The following is a 23,396-nucleotide window of genomic DNA, read 5'->3' as shown; positions in this document are numbered from 1 at the left end:
CCCGGTGGTGGCGGCCCGACCCGGCCAGTGTGAGCACGAGGGAGTGCAGGTGCGCGAGTTCTCCGTCCCGCCGATCGTCACCGTCGGCGACGCGGCCAACCTCACCGGCCCGGTCTGGGAGAACGCCGAGGCCGCGCCCGACTCGGTGCAGTTCGTCCGCCGCGACGCGGCGGGTGGCTGGGCGGACGTGACCTGCCGGCAGTTCCGCGACGACGTGGAGGCGGTCGCCCGGGGCTCGCCGCCGCCGGCGTGCAGCCGGGCGACCGGGTGGCGCTGATGAGCCGCACCCGCTACGAGTGGACGCTGATCGACTACGCCATCTGGGCGGCCGGCGCGGTCACCGTGCCGATCTACGAGACCTCCAGCGCCGAGCAGGCGTCCTGGATCCTGGCCGACTCCGGCGCGGTGGCCTGCGTGGTGGAGACGACCGCGCACGCCATGCTGGTGGCCGGCGTCCGCGACCAGCTGCCCGACCTGACCCACGTCTGGCAGATCGACCTGGGCGGGGTGGACGACCTGGTGGCCGGCGGCACGGCGGTGGCACCGGCCGAGATCGAGCGCCGGCGTGCCGGCCTGCGCTCCGCCGACGTGGCGACCATCATCTACACCAGCGGCACCACCGGCCGGCCCAAGGGCTGCGTACTGACCCACCGCAACATGTACGCCGACATCGCCAACGCGGTGCCGGTGCTGCCGAACCTGTTCCGGCCGAACGCGTCGACCCTGCTGTTCCTGCCGCTGGCGCACGCCTTCGCCCGGCTCATCCAGATCGGTGTGGTGCAGGCCCGGGCCACCATGGCGCACTGCTCGGACACCAAGAACCTGGTCGCCGAGCTCCAGGAGTTCCAGCCCACCTTCGTGCTCTCGGTGCCCCGGGTCTTCGAGAAGGTCTACAACGGTGCCCGGCAGAAGGCCGAGGACGCCGGCAAGGGCAAGATCTTCGCCCGGGCCGAGGCGGTGGCCATCGCCTACAGCGAGGCGTTGGAGACCTCCGGCGGGCCGGGGCTGGCCCTGCGTGCCCAGCATGCGCTCTTCGACCGGCTGGTCTACGGCAAGCTGCGGGCCGCGCTCGGCGGACGTTGCCGCGACGCGATCTCCGGCGGTGCGCCGCTCGGCGCCCGCCTGGGCCACTTCTTCCGGGGCGTCGGCGTCACCGTCTGCGAGGGGTACGGCCTCACCGAGACCTCTCCCGCCGCCGCGGCGAACCTGCCCGGGTCCACCCGGATCGGCACGGTCGGCCGGCCGCTGCCCGGCGTGACCATCCGCATCGAGGACGACGGCGAGATCCTCATCTCGGGTGATCTGATCTTCCAGGAGTACTGGCGCAACGAGTCGGCCACCGAGGAGGCGATCACCGCCGACGGCTGGTTCCGCACCGGCGATCTCGGCTCGCTCGACGGCGACGGCTACCTGACCATCACCGGCCGCAAGAAGGAGATCATCGTGACGGCGGCCGGCAAGAACGTCGCTCCCGCCGTGCTGGAGGACCAGGTCCGGGCACACCGCCTGGTCAGCCAGTGTGTCGTGGTCGGCGACCGGCAGCCGTTCATCGCCGCGCTGGTCACCCTCGACGAGGAGGCGTTGCCGGCCTGGCTGGAGACGGCCGGGCTGCCGGCCGACACCGAGGTCGAGGCACTGCGCCGGCACGAGGGGCTGCGGGCGGAGATCCAGGCGGCGGTGGACCGGGCCAACGGGTCGGTCTCCCAGGCCGAGGCGATCAAGGTCTTCCGGATCCTGCCGCGCGACTTCGCCGAGGCCACCGGCGAGCTGACCCCGTCGCTCAAGGTCAAACGCCAGGTCGTACACAAGACGTACGCCGCGGAAATCGCCGACATCTACCGCGGCTGACTACGATCCGTCACGTGCCCGCCTCGACATCCGCCCTGGCCCGTTCCCATCCGCTCGCCGTGGCGGCCCGCGTGGTCGTGCTGGCGCTGGTCGCCGTACTGACCCTGTTCGCCACCCGCGACCTGACCCAGCTGTGGTGGATCGTCCTGCTGGCCCTGGCGGGACTGCCCGCGTCGCTGGCCCCCCAGCACCGGCTCGTCGGACCGCTCAGCCGGGTGGCGGAGGTGGTGGTGCTCGGCCTCGCCGCGAGCCAGGTCGCCGCGGTCGCCGCGGTCGGCGGGCACATCGGCGGCCTCGGCGCCTCCGCGGTGCTGCCCTACCTCGCGGTGCCGGTGACCGTCACGGCGCTGCGCCGCCGCTTCCGCGAGGGCGCCGCGCTGATCGCCGTGGCCGCCGGCACCCTGCTGGTCGCCGGGGCCGGCACCGACGTCGGCGGCGTCCGCCAGCTCGCCCAGCCGGGATACCTCGCGGTCTGCGCCCAGTGGCTGATCCTGGCCACGCTGGGGCTCTACGCCGCCGGCACCCTGCACCGGGTGATGCAGCTCCGGCACGACGGCAAGCCCCAGCCGTACGCGGAGGCGACCCGGCTGCTGACCCAGCTGCGCACGGTGGCCCGGCAGTTGCCCGGGGCGACCCTGGACCCGGGCGGGATCTCCGAACACCTGCTGGAGGAGTTGCGCACGGTGGCCCGCACCGACCGCGGGGCGGTGCTGTCCGCCAGCGGCGGTGGCCGGCTGGTGGTGCTCGCCCAACTCGGCGCGGACCGGGTCGACTGGGAGACCACGCTCGACGCGGACTCGGCCATCGCCGACGCCTGGGCCAGCCAGCAGGCGCAGACCGCGGCTCGCTCGCAGTCCCGCTCGCACCGGGGCGGGGAGGTCTCCGCGCTGATCGTGCCGCTGGTCGCCGGGCTGCGCACGGTCGGTCTGGTCGTGCTGGAGGCCGACGTCGCGCAGGCGTACCCACCCACGGTGGTGGCCCAGGTGACCGGGCTGACCGGGCCGGCGGCGCTGCGCCTGGAGGCCGCCCTGCTCTTCGACGAGGTCCGGTCGCTGGCCACCAACGAGGAACGGCAGCGGCTGGCCCGGGAGATCCACGACGGGGTGGCCCAGGAGTTGGTGATGGTCGGCTACGGCATCGACAACGCCCTGGCCACCGTGCACTCCGACGCCGAGGAGACCGCCGAGTCGCTGCGCCTGCTCCGCCAGGAGGTCACCCGGGTGATCACCGAGTTGCGGCTGAGCCTGTTCGAGTTGCGCAGCGAGGTGGACCGGCAGGGTGGTCTGGCCGCCGCGATCGCCGAGTACGCCCGTACCGTCGGCGCCTCCGGCGGCCTGCGGGTACACCTGTCGCTGGACGAGTCCACCGCCCGGCTGCCCGCCGCCACCGAGGCCGAGCTGCTGCGCATCGCCCAGGAGGCGGTCACCAACGCCCGCAAGCACGCCGGGGCGGCCAACCTCTGGGTCACCTGCGAGGTGGACCCACCGTACGCGCAGATCGAAGTGTCGGATGACGGTCACGGCATAGGTGACCAGCGCTCGGATGGGCACTATGGTCTTGCGATCATGGCCGAGAGAGCGGAACGTATCCGGGGCCGGTTGGAGATCAGGCCGCGACAGCCGAGCGGGACGACCGTCGCGGTGGTGGTCGGCTCGTCACCACGGCGCGATAACGTTCGCGGTAGCGCCGCCGCAGCAGAAGGGGAGTAAGCCGAGGATGACCACAAGCCCGACACCGGCAACCCGGACCAAGGTCCTCCTTGTCGACGATCACGACCTGATCCGCAAGGGCCTGCGGCACGCCTTCGAACGCGACCGGCAGTTCGAGGTCGTCGGCGAGGCGGCCACGGCGGCGGAGGGCGTCCGGCAGGCCGGCGCGTTGCAGCCGGACGTCGTGATCATGGATCTGCGGCTGCCCGACGGCAGCGGCCTGGAGGCCACCCGGGCGCTGCGCAAGTCCAGCGTGACGATGGGCATCGTGGTGCTCACCATGTACGCCGGCGACGACCAGCTCTTCGGTGCCCTGGAGGCCGGGGCGAGTGCGTTCGTGCCGAAGACCGCGCCGGCCGACGAGGTCGTCGCCGCCGCCCGGCACGCCGCCTCCTCCCCAGCGCCTTCACCGCCGCCGACCTGGCCGAGGCGATGAAGCGCCGGCTCGCCCCGTCCGGCCCGCAGCTGTCCCCCCGAGAGGGCCAGGTGCTGCGGCTGCTCGCCGACGGAATGAGCGTTGCCGGCATCGCCAAGCAACTGTTCGTCAGCGAGTCGACCGCCAAGACCCACATCTCGAAGCTCTACGAGAAGCTCGGCGCGGCCAACCGGGCCCAGGCGCTGATGACCGCGCTGCGGCTCGGCCTGCTCGAGGCGCCGGACGCGCCGAAGTTCTAGCCGGTCGTCCGGCCGCCGCTGTTCACCCGGCCGGCCGGCACAGCACCGACGGGGATCCGTGTCCCGCCACCCGGCGGGCACGGATCTCTCGCATCGATCGCCGCCGTGCGTCACCTCGCTATGGCCTCCCCGGCGAAAGCGGGGCAGAATACCCGCCGGGGCGCCAGGCGCCCCCGACGGACGGGCGAAGGGGTGAGGGCATTGCAGCGGCCGGACTGGGCACCCGAGACGATCGACGTGGAACGCCCGAGCGTCGCCCGCATGTACGACTACTACCTCGGCGGCTCGCACAACTTCGCGGTCGACCGGGCGGCGGCCCGGGCGATGGTGGCGGCGGTGCCCCAGGCACCGCTCATGGCCCAGGCCAACCGCGCTTTCCTGCGCCGGGCGGTGCAGTTCCTCACCACCGCCGGCGTCCGGCAGTTCCTGGACATCGGCTCGGGCATCCCCACCGTCGGCAACGTGCACGAGATCGCCCAGCGGCACGCTCCCGAGTCCCGGGTGGTCTACGTCGACGTCGACCCCGTCGCCGTCGCACACAGCCGGGAGATCCTGGCCGGCGACGAGCGCACGGCGGTGGTCCAGGAGGACCTGCGCCACCCCGAGCGGATCCTCGCCCACCCCGACGTCCGCGCGCTGCTCGACTTCTCCCGACCGGTGGCCGTGCTGGTCGTGGCGGTGCTGCACTTCGTCTCCGACGACGACCGGCCGGGTGAGGTGCTGCGGACCCTGCGCGCGGCCCTGGCCCCGGGCAGCTACCTGGTCCTGTCCCAGGCCAGCGACGACGGCCGGGACGAGGCCGAGCGGGCCGAGGCCGAGGAGGTCTACCGGCGCACCGACAATCCGCTGTGGGTGCGTCCTCGGGCCGAGCTGACCGGGTTCTTCGACGGGTTCGACCTGGTCGAGCCCGGGGTGGTGTGGGTGCCGCAGTGGCGTCCGGAGACCCCGGAAAGCGCCGAGGACGCCGAGCAGGCCGTGTTCCTCGGCGGGGTCGGGCGGCTCAGTGGGTGAGCCTCCGGACGGCCGGCCCGGCGCCGGGGCGTTCGCCCGCGCCTGGGCCAAGGCGGTTACGGGCACCAGCTATCTGCCGATGACCCAGGCTCAGCTGGAAACGCTGTTGCAGCGGCTCACCGACCTGCTGGCCAAGGCCCTGCGGGCGGAGCCGCTCGACCTGCGGGTCGGGCACCGGGTCGCCGACGAACTCGTCGGCGCGCACATCGCCTCGGCCGAGGCGCTCGGCCGGACCGTGGAGGTGATCCAGCTCCGGCTGGTCCGCGACCTCGACCTGGACGCCGACGACATCGAGGACCGGATGGCCCGGCTGCTGGGCGCGGTCGCCACCGGGTACGCCCGGGCACTGCGCGACCGGACGCTCGACGAGCAGGAGTCGATCCGGCGGGCCGCGCTGACCGCCCGCGCCGAGGCGGAACAGGCCCTGCGGGCCAGCGAGGCCCGCTTCCGGCACCAGGCCACCCATGATCCGCTCACCGACCTGCCCAATCGCACGCTCTTCGCCGAGCGCCTCGCCGCGGCCGTGGCCGTCGACGATGACCGCCGGGTCGGACTGTGCTTCCTCGACCTGGACCGGTTCAAGCGGGTCAACGACTCGTACGGCCACCAGATCGGGGACCGGGCCCTCACCGCGGCGGCGCGGCGGCTGCGGCGGGCCGTCGAGCCCCACCTCGTCGCCCGGCTCGGCGGGGACGCCTTCGTCGTCCTCGTCGAGTGCTCCACCGGCACCGGGGACGTGGTCGCCGTCGCCGAGGCGGCGCTGGCCGCCCTGTCCGAGCCGGTGGTGGTCGACGGGCAGGACGTGACGGTCACGGCGAGCGTGGGCATCGTGGAGCGGCGGGTGGCCGGCACCTCACCGGACGACCTGATGCGAGCGGCGGGCAGCACCCTGCACTGGGCCAAGACCGTCGGAGGCGCGGGATGGGCACTGTACGACGCGGAGCGCGACGGTCGGGAACAGGCCCGACAGGAGCTGAGCGCGGCGATCCCGGCGGGCCTGGAGCGTGGCGAGTTCTTCCTCGACTACCAGCCGTTGACCTCGTTGCGCGACGGCTCGATGCTCGGGGTGGAGGCGCTGGTGCGCTGGCGCCACCCGCGCCTGGGTGTGCTGCACCCGGACAGCTTCATCGGGTTGGCCGAGGAGACCGGGCTGATCGTGCAGCTCGGCGGGTGGGTGCTCGCCGAGGCGTGCCGGGAGGCGGTCGGCTGGACGGCCGCCTCGGGTGAGCCGCCGTACGTCAGCGTCAACCTGGCGGTGCGTCAGATCCGCCGGCCCGGCCTGGTGCAGGAGGTGTGCGCCCTGCTGCGACACACCGGCCTGCCACCGAACCGGCTCCAGCTGGAGATCACCGAGAGCACCATGATGACCACCACGGAGGAACCGGTACGGGCCCTGCGGGCCCTGGCCGACCTCGGCATCCGCATCGCCATCGACGACTTCGGCACCGGCTACAGCAACCTGGCGTACCTGCGGGACCTGCCGGTGACCGAGCTGAAGGTGGCCGGCGAGTTCGTCCGCGGGCTGCGCGCGCCGGAGGCTCGCGCGGACGAGCGCATCCTCGCCTCGCTGGTCTCCCTGGCGCACGCCCTGGACCTGACGGTCACCGCCGAGGGTGTGGAGACCGGCGGGCAGGCCGAACGGCTCCGGGCGATCGGCTGTGACGCCGGCCAGGGCTGGCACTTCGGCCGCCCCGCCCCCGCCGACCACATCGTCGCCCGCATCCGCTGACCGGGCCGCGGGGGCGGCTCAGCCGGTGAGCAGGGTGCTCATCCGCTGCGCCTGGGTCGCCCAGCGCCACTCCCGCTCCACCCAGGCGCGGCCGGCGGCACCGAACTGACGAGCGAGGTCCCGGTCGGCGAGCAGGGTGGCCACCCGGTCGGCGAGTTCGGCGAGATCCCGGCCGTCCACCACATATCCGGTCTCGCCCTCGCGCACCGCGTCCGGTGCGCCGCCCGAGTCGCCGGCCACCACCGGCAGGCCGCTCGCCGACGCCTCCAGATAGACGATGCCGAGCCCCTCGACGTCCAGACCCTGGTTGCGGGTCCGGCACGGCATCGCGTAGACGTCACCGGCCGCGTAGTGGGCGGGCAGTTCCGCCGACGGCACCGAGCCGGTGAAGACGACGTCCCGCTCCATGCCGGACTGCCGGGCCAGCCGGGCCAGCGTGGCCCGGTACGGCCCACCGCCGACCACCAGCAACGCGGCGTCGGGCACCCGGCGACGGATCAGGGGCATCGCCCGGATCAGCATGTCCTGGCCCTTGCGGGGCACCAGCCGGGACACGCAGACCACCACCGGCCGGTCGGACAGGCCGAGCCGGTGCCGCACCGCGCCGCCGTCGACGGACGGGTGGTACAGGTCGGTGTCCACGCCGGGGGCGAGCCGGCGCAGCTCGGTCAGACCGTCCAGCGTCCGGGCCAGCCGGGTCCGGGTGTACTCCCCCAGGTAGGTGACCACGTCGGTGTCGCGGCCGATGCGTCGCAGCGCGGCCCGGGCGACCGGCAGCGCCGCCCAGCCCACCTCGTGCCCGTGGGTCAGGGCCACCACCCGCCCGACCCCGGCCCGCCGGCGCAGCCCGGCGGCGAGCAGACCGAGCGGGGCCGCCGCGCCGAACCAGACCGTGTCGCAGCCGTACGCCCGGGCCAGCCGGGCGGCCCGGCGAGCCACCAGCGGGGTGGGCAGCAGTACCCTGGTGCGTTCGCGCACCACCTCGAACGGCTGGTCGGCGTCGAACTTGTCGGCACCGGACCAGCTCGACGCGTATACCACCACCGAGCCGGCCGGCTGGCGTACCGCCAGGTTGTGCACGAACGACTGGATGCCGCCCGGCCGGGGCGGGAAGTCGTTCGTGACCAGCAACGTGCGGTGCCCGCTCATCGGCCGGACCTCCGGGCGAACGCGCGGGCGGCGGCGATCCGCTCCACGGTCGACGGGTGCGAGGCGGAGTAGAGGTACTCCCAGCGGGGCGGATCGGGGTCGGCGAGGTTGATCGCGGAGAGCCGGCGCTGCATCGACTCGAACGCGGCCGGGTCGCCGGTCAACGCCAGCGCGTGCGCGTCGGCGCGCGCCTCGACCCGCCGCGACATCAGCGCCTGCACCGGCCCGAAGACCAGTCCGGCCACCGTGACCAGTGCGAGCAGCAACGGGAACGCGCGGGGCTGGGCGACCGAGTCGACGCCGGCCAGGCGCAGCAGCGGCGGCCAGGACCCGATCAGGTAGAGGGCCACCACCGCCGCCGCGGCGCCGAGCGCGCCGGTGAGCGTGCCGACCGGCACGTCGCGGTCCCTGGCGTGGCCCAACTCGTGCGCGACCACCGCGGTCACCTCGTCGGGTGTCGCCTCGCGCAGCAGGTTGTCGTACACCACCACCCGGCGGGTCGGCCCGAGCCCGGAGACGTACGCGTTGACCGCCCGGGTGCGCCGGGAGGCGTCGGCGACCAGCACGTCGCGTACCGGCACGCCGTCGCGCTCGGCCAGTTCCATCAGCTCGGTACGCAGCGGCGAGGGTGCCATCGGGGCGAACCGGTTGAACACCGGCTCGACCAGCACCGGCAGGATGAAGGAGAGCAGCACCACCAGGGTCGCCGCGCCGGCCGCGCCGAACGCCCACCACCACCGGGGCGCGAGCCGGACGACGGTGTAGAAGCCGAGCAACGCCACCGCGCCGATGACGGCGCTGATCGCGTACGACTTGAGCAGGTCGGCCGCCCACCCGCCCCAGCCGTTGGTCGCCAGCCCGTAGCGGGTGAGCACACCGTGCCGCCACGCGGAGAACGGCAGCGTCACCAGGTCGGCGACCAGGACCACGGCCAGCCCACCGAGGATCGCCTGGGCGATCCAGTGGCCGCCGAACGGGCGCCCGGCCAGCTCGATCAGGCGGCTGCCCAGCGGGGTCAACCCGAGCGCCAGCGCCACCAGCAGCCCGACACCCAGCGCCGCCCATCCGCCGGGGCGCAGCGCGGCACGGAACTGCCGGGCCCGTTCCACCTGGTCGGCGGGCAGCTCGCGCAGCGCGGCGAGCTGGTCGGCCCGGGGTGCCGGCGGGCGGTTCCACGGGATCAGCACCAGCGCGGCCACGATCAGGGCGACGCCCAGACCGGCCAGGGTGAGCAGCGCCCAGCCGCGGGGGCTCACCGCGGCACCCCACCGGGGTCCGGCGACCCGCCGTCCGTGCGCCTCATACCGCCGCTCCTGTCGCCATGGGCGCCCATCCTATGTCCCGGCCGCGTCCGCCCCGCACGTGTCGACGGGCCGGAGGGCCTCAGGACCGCGACAGCCGACGCAGCAGCGAATCCGCCCCCAACGGGTAGGCGCCGTGCCGGCGCACCCCGTCGGCGACCTCGCGGTCGGAGGAGACCACCACCACCGGTCGGCCGGGCGGCTCGGCACGGACCAGCCGGCGGATCAGCTCGTCGGCGGTCTCCCCCTTGCGGGAGAAGAGCACCCGCACCCCACGCGGGGTGGGCGGCAGCCCGTGCATCCGTTCGGCCCCGTCGAAGACGACGGTGACCTCGTCGCCGGTCTGCGCGGCGATCCCGCCGAGGCCGGTGATCAGCCGCTTGCGTTGCTGCTCCAGCGACATCTCGCCGAAGCCGCGTTTGGTCACGTTGTAGCCGTCGACCACCAGATGGGCCCGGGGCAGGGCGAGCAGTTGGTCCAGCCGACCCGGGTCGTCGGTGTCCTGGGCGCGGGCCGCGGCGCCGGCGGTCGCGGTGGCCGCCGGGGAGGCGGCGAAGGCGTCCGCGACGAAGTCGGCGGGCAGCTTGTCGACCGGGTCCAGCGCCAGCTCCCGGCGCAGCCCGACGGCGGCCTGGCCGATGGTCTCCAGCAGCAGCCACAGCCGAGCGTCGTCGACCGATCGGGCCTCCTTGGCGCTGGTCCGGGCCGCCCCGGCCGCCGCCTCGGCCTCGGCCAGCCGGGCCCGGGCCCGGCGCAACTCGGCGTCCGCCTCCGCGGCGGCCCGGGTGGCCCGGCCCCGCTCGGTGGCCAGCAACTCGCTCGCCCGGCGTTCCCGGGCCTGGCTCTCCCGCAGCGTACGGGCCAGCTGTCGGGCCTCCTCGCGCAGCTGGCCCAGCTCCTCACGGACCCGGGCCAGTTCGTCGCGTAGCTTGTCTGCCTCGACCCGGGCCACCGCCCGGTCGTGCTCGGCCCGGGTGGCCCGGTGCTCGGCCTGGCGGACCAGCTCGGCCACCACGGCGGTGTCCGCCTCGGCGCGCACCGCCGCACCGCTGGCGTCGATCAGCTCCCGCCAGCCGGGCGGCCGGGCCAGGTAGGCCAGCGCCGCAACCTCGACCGGGTCGGCGGCGGCGGGAGCGGTTCCCTCGAGCACGGCGGCACCCAGGTCACCGGCGTCGGCGAGGACCCGGGCGGTCACCCGCTGCCGGAACAGCGGGTCGGCGGCGAGCTGGGCGGCGATCGCCGGCGCGCCGAGCCGGGCCCGCCGGTTGGGGGCGAACTTCGCGACCCGGCGCAGCGGCACCGGCACCTCGTCGGCGGGCAGTCCGGGCAGCACGGTGGCGGTGAGCGAGACGATCCGTTGCCGGACCGGCTCGGGCAGGCTCGGCTCCGGCTCCGGCTCCGGCGTTTCCGCGGGGGCGGTGGCGGTGTCCCGGTCGCCGACGGCGCCCGTCTCACCGGCAGCCGACACCTCGACGACCTGCTCCTCCCGCGGGAGGTTGTCGTCGGGCGGCTCGGTGAGGGGCATGTGGCAAGTCTCCCACCGCGACCGGGCCCACCGCCTGGTGAGTGAGCCGATCTCTCATCCTAGACCGGTGGTGACCTCTGGGACCGGTGGGGCAGGAGTGTCGGACCGGACCGCTAGCGTGCCGGCGATGGCAGGACAGGAGTACCTCCAACCCGCGCTGGCCGGGCTCGACCCGAGCACCGTGGGCATCGACCCGGCGTTGCCGCTGTACGCGACGACCTTCGTGGTGGTCGACCTGGAGACGACCGGCGGCGCCCCCGACGGCGGCGGCATCACCGAGATCGGCGCGGTCAAGGTGCGCGGCGGCGAGGAGTTGGGGGTGCTGGCCACCCTGGTCGATCCCGGCGTGCCGATCCCGCCCTTCATCACCGTGCTGACCGGCATCACCCAGGCGATGCTGCTGCCGGCACCCCCCATCGAGCAGGTGCTGCCGAGCTTCCTCGAGTTCGTCTCGGACGCCGTGCTGGTCGCCCACAACGCGCCGTACGACGTCGGGTTCCTCAAGGCCGCCTGCGCGAAGCACGGCTACCGCTGGCCGAATCCGAGGGTGCTGGACACCGCCGCGCTGGCCCGGCGGGTGCTGTCGCGCGACGAGGTGCCCAACCGCAAGCTCGGCACTCTCGCCGCCTACTTCCGGGCCGCCACCCAGCCGACTCACCGGGCGCTGGACGACGCCCGGGCAACCGTCGACGTGTTGCACGGGCTCATCGGGCGGCTCGGCGGGCACCGGGTCGACACCATCGGCGACGCCATCGAGTTCGCCCGCGCGGTCACCCCGACGCAGCGCCGCAAGCGGCACCTGGCCGACGGACTGCCCCGTTCCCCGGGGGTCTACATCTTCCGTGCCGCCGACGACCGGCCGCTCTATGTCGGCACGTCCCGCGACATCGCCACCCGGGTACGCAGCTACTTCACCGCGGCGGAGAAGCGGGCCCGGATCTCCGAGATGCTGGCCGCCGCCGAGCGGGTCGAGGCGATCGAGTGCGCGCACTCGCTGGAGGCCGAGGTCCGCGAGCTGCGGCTGATCGGGGCGCACGCACCGCCGTACAACCGCCGGTCGAAGTTCCCGGAGCGGGTCGTCTGGTTGAAGTTGACCGACGGGCCGTTCCCCCGGTTGTCGGTGGTCCGGGAGATCTCCCCCGGCGACCGCGCCTACCTCGGCCCGTTCTCCTCGCGGCGGGCCGCCGAGCTGGCCGCCGCCGGCTTCCACGACGCGGTGCCGCTGCGCCAGTGCACCCACCGCCTGTCGTTGCGCACCGTCACCCCGGCCTGCGCGCTGGCCGAGCTGGGTCGCTGCCCGGCGCCCTGCGAACACCGGATCAGCCCGCAGGAGTACGACGCCAGAGCGGTCACGCCGTTCGCCAGCGCCACCACCGGCGACCCGCAGCCGGTGGTGGACGCCCTGCTCGCCCGGATCGAGTCGCTCTCGGCCGGCCAACGGTACGAGGAGGCGGCCGTGCTGCGGTCCCGTCTCGTGGCGGTGCTGCGGGCCGCCGTACGCATGCAGCGTCTCGCCGCGTTGAGCGGGCTCGCCGAGTTGGCCGCCGCCCACCCCGCCGCCGGCGGCGGCTGGGAGTTGGCGTTGGTGCGGCACGGCCGGCTGGCCGGGGCGGGGTCTCCGCACCGGGGGTCCACCCTCGACCGACGCTGGCCGCCATCCGGTCCACCGCCGAGACGGTGCCGCCCGGGCACGGGCCGGTCCCGGCCGCCAGCCCGGAGGAGTCGGAGCGGATCCTGTCCTGGTTGGAGCGCCCGGAGACCCGACTGGTCGAGATGTCGGCCGGATGGGCCTCCCCGGTGCGCGGCGCAGCCCGGTTCCGTGACCTGTTGACCAAGGCCGAGGGTGCCGCCTCGCACCAAGTCTGGTCCGAACGCTCATGAGCAAGTGTCCGATCGGACGACGTCGACTCACTTACTCTGTTAAGGAAGTGCAGTCCTGCCCGTTTCGAGGGTCTGCTCCCGGTTGCCGGAATGCGGCGGTCGTGACGCAGTCGTGAGGGGGTGTCCCAGATGGACGTCAACGCCGGGCACGGCGGCGCCCTGGGAGGCGCGCTTCCGACACAACCGGGCGAGTTGCCGCTGGCCCGCCGGCTCCGGTCGCTGCTGACCTGGCCGACCGCCGAGACCGAGCCGGTCGGTCAGCTGGTCCGCAGCCACCGTGCCATCCACACCGGTGCGGATCCCGCGGTGCTGCGGCGGGCCTACACCATCGCCGAGAACATGCACCGTGGCCAGTTCCGCAAGAGCGGGGAGCCGTACATCACCCACCCGCTCGCGGTCGCCCAGATCTGCGCCGAGCTGGGCATGGACAGCACGACCCTGGTCGCGGCGCTGCTGCACGACACCGTGGAGGACACCCGGTACACGTTGCAGGCCCTGGCGGAGGACTTCGGCCACGAGGTCGCGCACCTGGTCGACGGGGTGACCAAGTTCGACAAGGCGTTCTACGGGCAGGCCGCCGAGGCGGAGACCATCCGCAAGATGATCATCGCGGCCGGCAAGGACGTCCGGGTGCTCATCATCAAGCTCGCCGACCGGCTGCACAACATGCGGACCCTGGGCGTCCGCTCGGCCGCCTCCCGGGAGCGGATCGCCCGCAAGACCCAGGAGGTGCTCGTACCGCTCTGCGACCGGCTGGGCATCCAGAGCCTCAAGCGGGAACTGGACGACGTGGTGCTGCTGCACCTGGAGCCGGACGAGCACGCCCGCATCGCCCGCCACGTGCACGACCGCCCCGGCTGGGACAGCTACCTCACCGACGTGGTCGCACAGGTGCGGGTGGCGCTACGCCGCGGGCGGGTCGACGCCGAGGTGTCGCCGCGGCCCCGGCATCTCTACTCGATCTGGAAGGACACCGTCGCCGGCGGCCACACCGTGCCGTACGACCTGCCCCGCATCACGATCGTGGTGGACGGTCCGCCCACCGACTGCTACGCGGCGCTCGGCGCGATCCACGGGCTCTGGCGGCCGGTCCCCGGCCGGTTCAAGGACTTCATCGCCTCACCGAAGAACAACCTCTACCGATCCCTGCACACCAGCGTCTGCGGCCCGAAGAACCGCACGGTGGAGGTGTTGATCCGCACCGCGGAGATGCACCGCGCGGCCGAGTTCGGGGTGGCCGCCGACTTCCGCTTCCCCCGCTCCGGCGGATCCGCGGCGACCCGTTCCGAACAGCTCGACTGGTTGCGCCGGGTGCTGGGCTGGGAGCAGGACGCGGCCGACCCGGCGCAGTTCCTCCAGTCACTTCGCTGCGACCTGTCGGAGGCGCAGATCCAGGTGGTCGCCGACGGACGGCAGATCGTCCTGCCGGCCGGGGCCACACCTGTCGATCTGGCGTACGAACTGGGCAGCGACCGGGGCGACCGGTGCCTCGCGGCGCGGATCAACGGCCGGTTGGTCCCGCTCTCCTCCGAACTGGAGGAGGGCGACGTGGTCGAGATCTTCACCGAGACCGACGACGGGAACAGCGACGCCGAGGCCGCCCCGCGCGGGCCCCGCCGCGAGTGGCTGGGATTCGTCAAGTCGCCGCAGGCACAGATGCAGATCAACCGGTGGTTCGCCGACCACAGCGAGCCGGGCATCTCGATCAGCGACAAGGTGCGGCTGGGCCGGGCCACCATCGGGCTGGCCCTGCGTCAGTACAACCGAGGGCTGGCCAGCGACCTGCCGCTGCTGCGCCTGTCGGAGGAACTCGGCTATCCGGACCTGGAGACCCTGCTGGTCGCGGTCTTCGACCGGGTGATCGAACCGGACGCCGTGGTACGCCAGCTCATCGACCTGGTCGACCACCGACAGTGACCCGCCGCGCTCCACAGGGCGCGAGGTCGGCTCACGGCCACTAGCCTGGAGCCATGATCCCCCGCACGCGCCGCACCGGGCGCGCCGTCGCGTACCAGGTCTTCTACCGGCTACCGATACCGGTACGACGCCGGCTGGTGCGGATGGTCGTGCCGAAGTACATCGTCGGCGCCGTCACCCTGGTCCGCGACAGCGAGGCGGCGGGTGCGGGTCGGTTGCTGCTGCTGCGGCAGCCGCCGGGCCGGGGCTGGACGCTTCCGGCGGGGTTGCTGCAACGCGGTGAGAACCCGGCGGTCGGCGCGGCCCGCGAGTTGTACGAGGAATCGGGGGTCCGCCTCTCCCCCACCCGGCTCGTCCCAGCGGCGCCCAACGCGATCGTGCACGCCAAGGGGTGGGTGGACATGGTGTTCACCGCCGAGGTGCCGGCGTCGAGCACCGAGCTGACCGTCGACGGTGCGGAGGTCTTCGAGGCCGCCTGGCACCCGCTGGACGACCTGCCGAAGCTGACCTGGCCCACCGCCCGGCTGCTGGCCTACTACGACATCGGTCCGCTGGCCGGGCAGTTCCCGCCGCCGCTGCCCGACACCACGCCGTGACCGGGCCGGCCGGCGGTGGGCTCTGCGCGGTGGTGCTCGCCGCCGGCGAGGGCACCCGGCTGCGCCCGCTGACCGAGCGGCTGCCCAAGGCGCTCTGCCCGGTGGGCAACGTGCCGCTGCTGGACCGGGCGCTGGCCCGGCTTGCCGGGCTCGGCCTGGCCGGGCCGGCGACGGTCGCGGTCAACGCCTGCTACCTCGGCGACCAGGTCGTCGAGCGGGTGGGCGACCGGGCCCACCTCTCGGTGGAACCGGGCAGCCCACTCGGCACCGCGGGGGGCGTGGGCCGGCTACGGGACTGGATCGCCGGACGGGCCGTACTGGTCGGCAACGCCGACGCCTACCTCGCCGACCCGGCGGTGCCGGCCGGCCCGGACATCGCCGCGCTGCTGGCCGGTTGGGGCGGCGACTCGGTGCGCCTGCTCGGCCAGCCCGCCGCCGATCCGCGCGCCCCGGGCACCTTCGACGGTCACGTCTTCACCGGCTTCTCCCTGCTGCCGTGGCGGCTGGTCCGCGACCTGCCCGCCACCTTCGGCGACCTGGTGCGCGCGGTGTGGCGCCCGGCCGAGGCCGCGGGCCGGTTGACCGTGGTCGGCTATCGGGGGACGTTCGTCGACACCGGCACCCCGGCCGACTACCTCGCCGCCAACCTGCACGCCGCCGGGACCGGCTGCCTGGTCGATCCGGCCGCCACGGTCACCGGCGCGTGCCACCGGTCGGTGGTCGGTGCGGGTGCCGTGGTGCGGGGGGCGGTGACCCGCAGCGTCGTCTGGCCCGGCGCCACGGTCGGTGCCGAGGAACACCTGCGGGACGTGATCCGGGCCGGCACCGACCTGACCGTCCCGGCCGGGTAGCCCCCGTCGACCCACCCCGACCCGTACCCTCACCGGACGTGAAACCCGGTTGGTCCACCGGTTACCGCCGGGACGCCGGCGTCACCCTGGGCGACGGTCACCGAGAGTCGTCGCCCTGCGCAGGTCGCACCACACCGGGCTGCGGCCGTGGCTAGCATGGGCGGCAACGCCGACGAACGGAGAGCCCTCCCGTGATCACCGCGATCGTGCTGATCGACTGCGCCACCGACTCGATTCCCGAGGTGGCCGAGGCCCTGGCCGACCTGCCCGGGGTCAGCGAGGTCTACTCGGTGGCCGGGCACGTCGACCTGATCGCCATGGTCCGGGTCCGCGAGTTCGACGAGATCGCCCAGGTGATCGCGGGCAGCATCTCCAAGGTCCCCGGGGTGCTGGACACCGAGTCGCACATCGCGTTCCGCGCCTACTCGCGGCACGACCTGGAGGAGGCCTTCGCCATCGGGCTGGGCGACGCCGACTGAGCCACCGGCCGCCACCCGGCCACGAGCCGGTCCACCCGTGCGGGTGGACCGGCTCGACACGTACCGCCGGGTCAGCTCTGCTGCGGCAGCGGGCTCTCGGTGACGGTGCCACCCGGAGCCGGGGCCTCCTCGGTGAAGGTCTCACCGGGCGCCGGCGTGGTGCCACCCGGAGCCGGCGCGGTGCCACCCGGGCTGGCCGTACCGGACGGGCTCGTCTCCGGGACCGGGATGCCGAGTTCCTCGGCCAGCATCACCAGGGCGTCGTAGTGCGCCTGCAGGACCGGCAGCGCGGTCTGCGCCAGCTGCACCACCTGCGATTCGGCGCCCTGCGAGATCTCCGTCTGGGTCGCCTGGATGGCCTGGACGTGACCGGCCAGACCCTGGGTCACCCAGAGCCGGTCGAACTCCTCGCCACTGGCGTTGTTCAGCTGGTCGAGACCGGACTGCTGATCGCTGGTGGGTTCGCTCGGCAGCTCGACGCCGAGCTGCCCGGCCAGGTCCTGCACCGACTGGTCCAGCTCGGTGTGGTCCGTGACGAACTGCTGCGCCAGCTCCTTGACCTGCTCGTTCTGGGCCTTCTCCTGGGCCAGCTCACCGGCCGCGATCTCGTACAGGTTGACCTGGTGGATCGCCTGCAGGTACTGGGTGTCCTGTTCCGACGGCTGCGCCGCCGCCTGCACCGCCGCGGCGGGTGCGACACCCACCAGCACCAGCGCGGCCAGCAGGCCGAGGCGTTTGATACCCAACATGCTTCCTCCCCGTTGAGACGTTGGACCGCACGGATACCCGGCTGGCCGGGGTTATTCCTGCGATCCGACGACGGGCGGAAGCTCCGACGACGGTTCGGAAGGCCGGAAATGAGCGTGGCGCCCGCCGGAGGCTGTCCGGCGGGCGCCACGTCACGCTGTGGCGGAGCTCAGCGGCGGGTCTCCCCGCTGCCGATCTCCTCCCGCTCCGGGCGAGGCTCGACCGGCGGGTGCCCCGGTGAGACCGGCGCCTCGGCCGGCCTCTCGATCGGGTAGAAGAAGCCTCGGATGGCCGGGCCGAGGGCGCCGAGCCGGTTCATCTTCTTCGGCACCACCCAGCCGGCGTAGCCCAGTTCGCCGTGCCCGTCGGCCGCGCTGAGCGGCTGGTGCACCTCGACGAACCGGCCGTCCGGCAGCCGCCGGATGATGCCGGTCTCCACGCCGTGGGCGAGCACCTCCCGGTCGTGCTGCTGCAGGCCGAGACAGATCCGGTAGGTGACGTAGTACGCCAGCGGCGGGAGGAGCAGCAGGCCGATCCGGCCGGCCCAGGTCATCGCGTTCAGGCTGATGTGGAACTTGTCCGCGATCACGTCGTTCGCGCCGGAGAGGGTCAGGATCACGTAGAACGTGACGGCCATGGCGCCCAGACCGGTGCGGAACGGCACGTCGCGGGGACGCTGGAGCAGGTTGTGGCTCCGGTGGTCCTTGAGGTAGCGGGCCTCCATGAACGGATAGAGCAGGGAGAGCCCGACCAGGATGCCGGGTAGCACCACCGTCGGCCAGAACAGCGGCGGGATCACGTATCCGTCGCCGATCGGGATGTCGATCTGCCAGTCCGGCATGAGACGGGTCGAACCGTCGAGGAACATGACGTACCAGTCGGGCTGGCTGGCGGCCGAGACCACCCACGCCTCGTAGGGGCCGAACAGCCAGACCGGGTTGATCTGGAACAGACCGCCCAGCAGCGCGATCACGCCGAAGACGACCATGAAGAAGCCGCCCTGCTTGATCGCGTAGCGGGGGAACATCCGCTCGCCGACCACGTTGGCGTTGGTCCGGCCCGGACCCGGCCACTGGGTGTGCTTCTGCTTGAAGACCAGACCCAGGTGCACGGTGATCAACGCGACCAGCAGGGCCGGGATGAGCAGCACGTGGGCGATGAAGAAGCGGCTGATGATGATCGTGCCGGGGAACTCACCGTTGAAGACCGCCGCGGTCACCCAGGAACCGATCACCGGGATGGAGAGCATGATCGCCGAGGCGATCCGCAGGCCGGTGCCGGAGAGGCCGTCGTCCGGCAGCGAGTAGCCGGTGAAGCCGGCCAGGAAGCCGACCCAGAACAGCAGCGAGCCGATGATCCAGTTGGTCTCCCGCGGCTTGCGGAACGCGCCGGTGAAGAAGATCCGCAACATGTGCACCACGATCGCGGCCATGAACAGCAACGCCGCCCAGTGGTGCATCTGGCGCATGATCAGGCCGCCCCGGACGTCGAACGAGATGTCCAGGGTGGAGGCGTACGCGGCCGACATCGGCGTACCCCGCAGCGGGGCGTAGCTGCCGTTGTAGATGACCTCGGTCAGCGCCGGCTCGAAGAAGAAGGTCAGGAAGACGCCGGTCAGCAGCAGGACGATGAACGAGAAGAGCGCGATCTCGCCGAGCAGGAAGGACCAGTGGTCGGGGAAGACCTTGTTCAGCAGCCGGCGCAGGGGGGTCGCCACCTGGAAGCGGTCGTCGACCGCCCGGGCGGTGTTGGCAGGCACGGCTGCCATGTCAAACTTTCGCCGCTTCACGGCCGCTCCCAGAAGTCGGGCCCGACGGTTTCAGTGTAGTCGGACTTCGCCACGAAGTAGCCCTCGGAATCCACCTCGATCGGCAGCTGCGGCAGCCGCCGGCTGGCCGGACCGAAGATGGGCTTGGCGTTGTCGGTGATCAGGAACTGGGACTGGTGGCACGGGCAGAGCAGGCGGTTGGTCTGCTGCTCGTACAGGCTCGCCGGGCAGCCGGCGTGCGTGCAGATCTTCGAGTACGCGGCGTAGTTGCCCCACATGAAACCGCCGTGCCCCGCGCGCTCGTTGTTGCGGCGCGACTCCTCGGCGTCGTCGTCCCGCAGGTGGATCAGCAGGGTGGGCGAGTCGGCGTACCGGTTGCTCACGCCGTGCTCCACGCCGGGGAAGACGGTGATCTGGCCACCGGCGCTGATGTCCGCCGGGCGGATCGGCCGGCCGTCCTCGCGGACCAGCCGGACCTGCCGGCCGTCCTGCGGGGCGAACCCGGTGGTGAACATCTGGTTGTCCTTGTGCGGCTGCGAGATCAGCCCGCCCACCAGCGGCGCCGCGACGACCGCGCCGACCGGGGCCAGCCCGGCCAGCAACGACACGCCGAGCAGCGGCCGACGCTTCACCCCCAGCTCGTCGGCCATGTAGGCCATGGTCTCGCCGGTGATCTTCTGGTCCACGCTGGAGACGCCCTCGTGCCGGTCCTGGATCGACACCTCCTTGGGCAGCAGCTTCTTGCCCCAGGTGAGGATGCCGAAGCCGATGCCGAGCAGGGCGATGCCCAGGGTCACGCCGAGCAGCGGGGTGTAGAGCTTGTCGCCGCCTCGACCCGGGGCGTACTCCCAGGGCCACCAGATGTAGATCACCAGGAAGGCGGTCGCCGCCAAGCCGGTGAGCAGGAAGAACCCGGCCACCGTACGGACCAGGCGACGCTCGGCCTTGCTGCCCGCGACGACCTGCGGCTCGTAGTGGACGATCTCGATGTCGTCCCGCCGGGCACCCTCGCGGACGACGTCGAACCGGCTCAGCCGGGGGTCGTTCACGTCGAGCGGTTCCTGGCCGGCCAGGGCCGGCTGCTCGGTGCGGCTGCTCATGGTCCCCCCGGTCACGACTTGCCCGCGATCCACAGGCTGGCGAAGACGAGCGCGACGATGCCGACCAGGAAGATCGCGACACCCTCGGTGGACGGCCCGTACCGGCCCAGGTTGAAGAAGCCGCCCGGGTCGCCGTCCTGCTTCAGCGTCTGCTGGATGTAGGCGATGATGTCCGCCTTCTGCTCCGGCGTGATCTGGTTGTCGCCGAACACCGGCATGTTCTGCGGGCCACTCAGCATCGCCGCGTAGATCTGGCGGTCGGTGGCCGGCGCCAGGCTCGGGGCGTACTTGCCGGAGGAGAGGGCACCACCGCCACCGCTGAACGCGTGGCACTGCGAGCAGTTGATCCGGTACAGCTCGCCGCCGATCGCCACGTTGCCGCCGGCATGGAGGTCGTCACCCGCCGGCACCATCGGGCCGCCGCCCAGTTCCTGGATGTACGCGGCCAACTGGTCGATCTCGTCCCGGGTGAACACCTCGGGCTTGCGCGCCGCCTGGGCCTCCTGCCGCGCCAACGGCATCCGGCCGGTGCTCACCTGGAACTCGACCGAGGCGGCGCCCACGCCGACGAGGCTCGGCCCGCGCCCCTCGACCCCCTGCGCGTTGCGCCCGTGACAGGTCACACAGCTCACGTCGAACAGCGCCTTGCCCTCCGCGGCGGCGCCGCTCAGCGGCGGATTCTCCTGCGCCGACGCGCCGGGGGCGAGGACGGTGTAGGCACCGCCGGCCAGCATCAGCGCGGCGACCAGCCGGACCGCGGCACCCAGCCGGCGGCGGCCCTGCTGGGCGCCACGGGCCGCCCGCGCAACCGCGCGAGCAGACCGCGTCGGCGGTCGTTGTCAGAAGTCATGACCCTTGTCCTTAACCGGTTGGACCTTGTCTTGCGGGGGTGGAGCAGCGGCAAGGCGTGTGGCCCGCCAAGATCACTGAAGCCAGTAGATCATGCCGTAGAGCGCGATCCACACGACGTCGACGAAGTGCCAGTAGTACGACACCACGATCGCCGCGGTGGCCTGCGCCGGAGTGAACCGGCCCATGGTGGTGCGGATCATGAAGATCACGAAGGCGATCAGCCCGCCGGTCACGTGCAGGCCGTGGAAGCCGGTGGTCAGGTAGAACATCGACCCGTATCCGTCGCTGTTGATCTTGATGCCGTGGTGCACCAGCTCGCGGTACTCGTTGAGCTGGCCGAGCACGAAGATCAGGCCCATCACGAAGGTGATCGTGAACCAGCGGCGCAGCGCGTGCACGTCGCCCTTCTCGGCGGCGAACACGCCGAGCTGGCAGGTCACCGAGGACAACACCAGGATCACCGTGAAGGTGGTCGCGTACGGGATGTTGAGGAACTCGGTGTGCTCCGCCCACTGCGCCGGCGCCGCCGCGCGGATGGAGAAGTACATCGCGAACAGCGCCGCGAAGAACATGAGTTCGCTGGAGAGCCAGACGATCGTCCCGACGCTGACCATGTTCGGCCGCGTCTGGGAGTGGATCCGGCTCTTGTCAATGGCTGGGGCCGCAGTCACGCGGTCATTATTGCCGTTGACCACGGCCGGCGATCAGCGGGGGGCCAAACCGGGCCAGGGATGGCCCGATCGGTACCCTCCGTCCGCCTGGCCTAGGATGGTTGGCGTGCCGCACGCCGATCCGATCTTCCTGGCCACGTCGGCCGCGCCACCCCCGTTCTCGGTCGGCGCGGTGTTCACCGGCACCCGCCTGGACAGCTGGCTCGCCGTCGGCCTGGTGCTCGCCGCCGGCCTCTACCTCTACGGGGTGCACCGGCTGCGGATGCGCGGCGACCGCTGGCCGATCGCGCGGACGATCTTCTTCCTCGGCCCCGGTCTCGGCGGCATCGCCTCCGTCACGGTCAGCGGGCTGGAAGCGTACGACACCACGCTGCTGTCGGTGCACATGGTGCAGCACATGGTGCTCTCCATGATCTCGCCGATCTTCCTGGCACTGGGCGCACCGGTGACGCTGGCCCTGCGTACGCTGCCGATCGGCCCGCGCCGGCGGCTGCTCGCGGTGGTGCACAGCCGCCTGGCGCGGGTCTACACCTTCCCGCTGGTGGCGTTCGCCATCTTCGTGGTGAACCCGTTCGCGCTCTACTTCACCGACCTGTACCGCTACACGCTGGAACACGCCTGGGCGCACGAGCTGGTGCACGCGCACTTCATCATGACCGGCTGCGTGTTCTTCTGGCCGCTGCTCGGCCTGGACCCGCTGCCCGGGCGCTGGCCGTACCCGGGACGGGCGCTGTTGATGCTGCTGTCGGTGCCGTTCCACACCGTGCTCGGGCTGACCGTCATGCAGAGCACCACGCTCTTCGCCGGCGACTGGTATCCCGCACTCGGGCTGAGCTGGGCCGACCCGCGGGAGGACCAGGTGCTCGCCGGCGGGATCCTGTGGGCCGGTGGCGAGTTCGTCAGTGTGACGATGCTCGCCGTGCTGGTCGTGCAGTGGATGCGCCAGGCCGAGCGGGAGGCCCGCCGGATCGACCGCGAACTGGACCGCCAGGAGGCCCGCCAGCGGGCCGCGGAGTCCGCCGCCCCGGCCGCGCCGGCGTAGCACGCGGGGCGGCGTGCCACCCGCACCACAGCGGGCGGTACGATCGGCCCCGCAGCTACGAGGTGGGAGCCGAGCCTAACCATGACCGATCGTCTGTGCACCGTCCTGCTCTACAGCGACGACCCGCACGTGCGGGACCGGATGCGGCTCGCGGTCGGCACCCGGCCCGCGACCGACCTGCGCGTCGAGTTCGTCGAGGCGTCCACCTACGCCGAGTGCGTCCGGCTGGTCGACGACTACCAGATCGACCTGATGCTGCTCGACGGTGAGGCCACGCCCGGCGGCGGCATCGGCATCGCCCGGCAGATCAAGGACGACTACGAGACCGCTCCACCGACCTGTGTGGTGATCGCCCGGGCCGCCGATCGATGGCTCGCCTCGTACGCCGAGGTCGACGGCACCCTGGTGCACCCGCTCGACCCGGTGACCACCACCGCCACGGTGACCGAGCTGCTGCGCACGCACGCGCCCGCCTGACGTCCCACTCCGGCACCGCCACGGCGCCGGGCGAGCCGGCGCCGGTCCCGTCCCACCCGTACTCGTCT

Annotated in this window: 16 protein-coding genes and 4 pseudogenes; 12 read left to right on the top strand and 8 right to left on the bottom strand. The window is 72.8% G+C overall.

Annotated features, from left to right (window positions below; genetic code table 11):
• Nucleotides 1-49 precede the first annotated feature (49 nt).
• The 5 genes and pseudogenes from KIF24_RS08115 to KIF24_RS08095 all read left to right on the top strand — a co-directional run bounded on the left by KIF24_RS08115 (nucleotide 50) and on the right by KIF24_RS08095 (nucleotide 6,972).
• Nucleotides 50-1,848 (top strand): annotated as a pseudogene (locus KIF24_RS08115) (AMP-dependent synthetase/ligase).
• A 14-nt stretch (nucleotides 1,849-1,862) separates the two neighbouring features.
• Nucleotides 1,863-3,557: a sensor histidine kinase gene (locus KIF24_RS08110; protein ID WP_221083510.1), complete on the top strand. Its 1,695-nt coding sequence runs from the start codon at nucleotides 1,863-1,865 to the stop codon at nucleotides 3,555-3,557.
• Nucleotides 3,558-3,564: 7 nt separating this feature from the next.
• Nucleotides 3,565-4,232: pseudogene (locus tag KIF24_RS08105) on the top strand (response regulator transcription factor).
• Between the two features lie 201 nt (nucleotides 4,233-4,433).
• On the top strand, nucleotides 4,434-5,243 hold the full coding sequence (locus tag KIF24_RS08100) for an SAM-dependent methyltransferase (protein WP_221087246.1): 810 nt from the start codon (nucleotides 4,434-4,436) through the stop codon (nucleotides 5,241-5,243).
• 79 nt (nucleotides 5,244-5,322) lie between these two features.
• On the top strand, nucleotides 5,323-6,972 hold the full coding sequence (locus KIF24_RS08095) for a putative bifunctional diguanylate cyclase/phosphodiesterase (protein ID WP_221087245.1): 1,650 nt from the start codon (nucleotides 5,323-5,325) through the stop codon (nucleotides 6,970-6,972).
• An 18-nt stretch (nucleotides 6,973-6,990) separates the two neighbouring features.
• Here KIF24_RS08095 and KIF24_RS08090 read toward each other — a convergent pair whose 3' ends face one another.
• The 3 genes from KIF24_RS08090 to KIF24_RS08080 form a co-directional block, all read right to left on the bottom strand.
• On the bottom strand, nucleotides 6,991-8,121 hold the full coding sequence (locus KIF24_RS08090; protein ID WP_221083509.1) for a glycosyltransferase family 4 protein: 1,131 nt from the start codon (nucleotides 8,119-8,121) through the stop codon (nucleotides 6,991-6,993).
• Nucleotides 8,118-9,377: a M48 family metallopeptidase gene (locus KIF24_RS08085; RefSeq protein WP_221083508.1), complete on the bottom strand. Its 1,260-nt coding sequence runs from the start codon at nucleotides 9,375-9,377 to the stop codon at nucleotides 8,118-8,120. The genes KIF24_RS08090 and KIF24_RS08085 overlap by 4 nt, the downstream gene beginning before the upstream one ends.
• A 127-nt stretch (nucleotides 9,378-9,504) precedes the next feature.
• Nucleotides 9,505-10,947, bottom strand: a complete 1,443-nt coding sequence (locus KIF24_RS08080; RefSeq protein WP_221083507.1) for an NYN domain-containing protein — start codon at nucleotides 10,945-10,947, stop codon at nucleotides 9,505-9,507.
• 127 nt (nucleotides 10,948-11,074) lie between these two features.
• Here KIF24_RS08080 and KIF24_RS08075 point away from each other — a divergent pair.
• From KIF24_RS08075 to KIF24_RS08055, 5 genes and pseudogenes are all read left to right on the top strand, one after another.
• Nucleotides 11,075-12,828: pseudogene (locus KIF24_RS08075) on the top strand (DEDD exonuclease domain-containing protein).
• Between the two features lie 129 nt (nucleotides 12,829-12,957).
• Entirely contained in the window at nucleotides 12,958-14,745 is a 1,788-nt protein-coding gene (locus KIF24_RS08070; RefSeq protein ID WP_221083506.1) for a RelA/SpoT family protein, read from the top strand.
• Nucleotides 14,746-14,798: 53 nt separating this feature from the next.
• Entirely contained in the window at nucleotides 14,799-15,341 is a 543-nt protein-coding gene (locus KIF24_RS08065; RefSeq protein ID WP_221083505.1) for an NUDIX hydrolase, read from the top strand.
• Nucleotides 15,338-16,192 (top strand): nucleotidyltransferase family protein, encoded by an 855-nt coding sequence (locus KIF24_RS08060; protein WP_221083504.1) that lies wholly within the window; start codon nucleotides 15,338-15,340, stop codon nucleotides 16,190-16,192. Before KIF24_RS08065 ends, KIF24_RS08060 begins: the two co-directional genes overlap by 4 nt.
• A gap of 191 nt (nucleotides 16,193-16,383) precedes the next feature.
• Nucleotides 16,384-16,671 (top strand): Lrp/AsnC family transcriptional regulator, encoded by a 288-nt coding sequence (locus KIF24_RS08055; protein ID WP_221083503.1) that lies wholly within the window; start codon nucleotides 16,384-16,386, stop codon nucleotides 16,669-16,671.
• 71 nt (nucleotides 16,672-16,742) lie between these two features.
• Here KIF24_RS08055 and KIF24_RS08050 read toward each other — a convergent pair whose 3' ends face one another.
• From KIF24_RS08050 to ctaE, 5 genes and pseudogenes are all read right to left on the bottom strand, one after another.
• Nucleotides 16,743-17,420: a DUF4142 domain-containing protein gene (locus tag KIF24_RS08050; RefSeq protein ID WP_221083502.1), complete on the bottom strand. Its 678-nt coding sequence runs from the start codon at nucleotides 17,418-17,420 to the stop codon at nucleotides 16,743-16,745.
• 167 nt (nucleotides 17,421-17,587) lie between these two features.
• On the bottom strand, nucleotides 17,588-19,207 hold the full coding sequence (gene qcrB, locus KIF24_RS08045) for a cytochrome bc1 complex cytochrome b subunit (protein ID WP_221083501.1): 1,620 nt from the start codon (nucleotides 19,205-19,207) through the stop codon (nucleotides 17,588-17,590).
• Nucleotides 19,204-20,286 carry a cytochrome bc1 complex Rieske iron-sulfur subunit gene (qcrA, locus tag KIF24_RS08040; RefSeq protein WP_221083500.1) on the bottom strand — a complete coding sequence of 361 codons (1,083 nt, stop codon included), beginning with the start codon at nucleotides 20,284-20,286 and terminating at the stop codon, nucleotides 19,204-19,206. Before qcrA ends, qcrB begins: the two co-directional genes overlap by 4 nt.
• An 11-nt stretch (nucleotides 20,287-20,297) precedes the next feature.
• A pseudogene (gene qcrC, locus KIF24_RS08035) lies at nucleotides 20,298-21,136 on the bottom strand (cytochrome bc1 complex diheme cytochrome c subunit).
• A 73-nt stretch (nucleotides 21,137-21,209) separates the two neighbouring features.
• Nucleotides 21,210-21,809 (bottom strand): aa3-type cytochrome oxidase subunit III, encoded by a 600-nt coding sequence (ctaE, locus tag KIF24_RS08030; protein WP_221083498.1) that lies wholly within the window; start codon nucleotides 21,807-21,809, stop codon nucleotides 21,210-21,212.
• Nucleotides 21,810-21,906: 97 nt separating this feature from the next.
• On the opposite strand from ctaE, the gene KIF24_RS08025 reads away from it, so the two are divergent.
• Both KIF24_RS08025 and KIF24_RS08020 read left to right on the top strand, forming a co-directional pair.
• Nucleotides 21,907-22,851, top strand: coding sequence for a cytochrome c oxidase assembly protein (locus KIF24_RS08025; RefSeq protein ID WP_221083497.1), 945 nt, complete (start codon nucleotides 21,907-21,909; stop codon nucleotides 22,849-22,851).
• 81 nt (nucleotides 22,852-22,932) lie between these two features.
• Nucleotides 22,933-23,328 (top strand): response regulator, encoded by a 396-nt coding sequence (locus KIF24_RS08020; RefSeq protein WP_221083496.1) that lies wholly within the window; start codon nucleotides 22,933-22,935, stop codon nucleotides 23,326-23,328.
• Nucleotides 23,329-23,396: the final 68 nt, after the last annotated feature.

Source organism: Micromonospora tarapacensis, from assembly GCF_019697375.1.
Lineage (GTDB): Bacteria > Actinomycetota > Actinomycetes > Mycobacteriales > Micromonosporaceae > Micromonospora > Micromonospora tarapacensis.
This window is presented reverse-complemented; position numbering and strand designations above follow the sequence as displayed.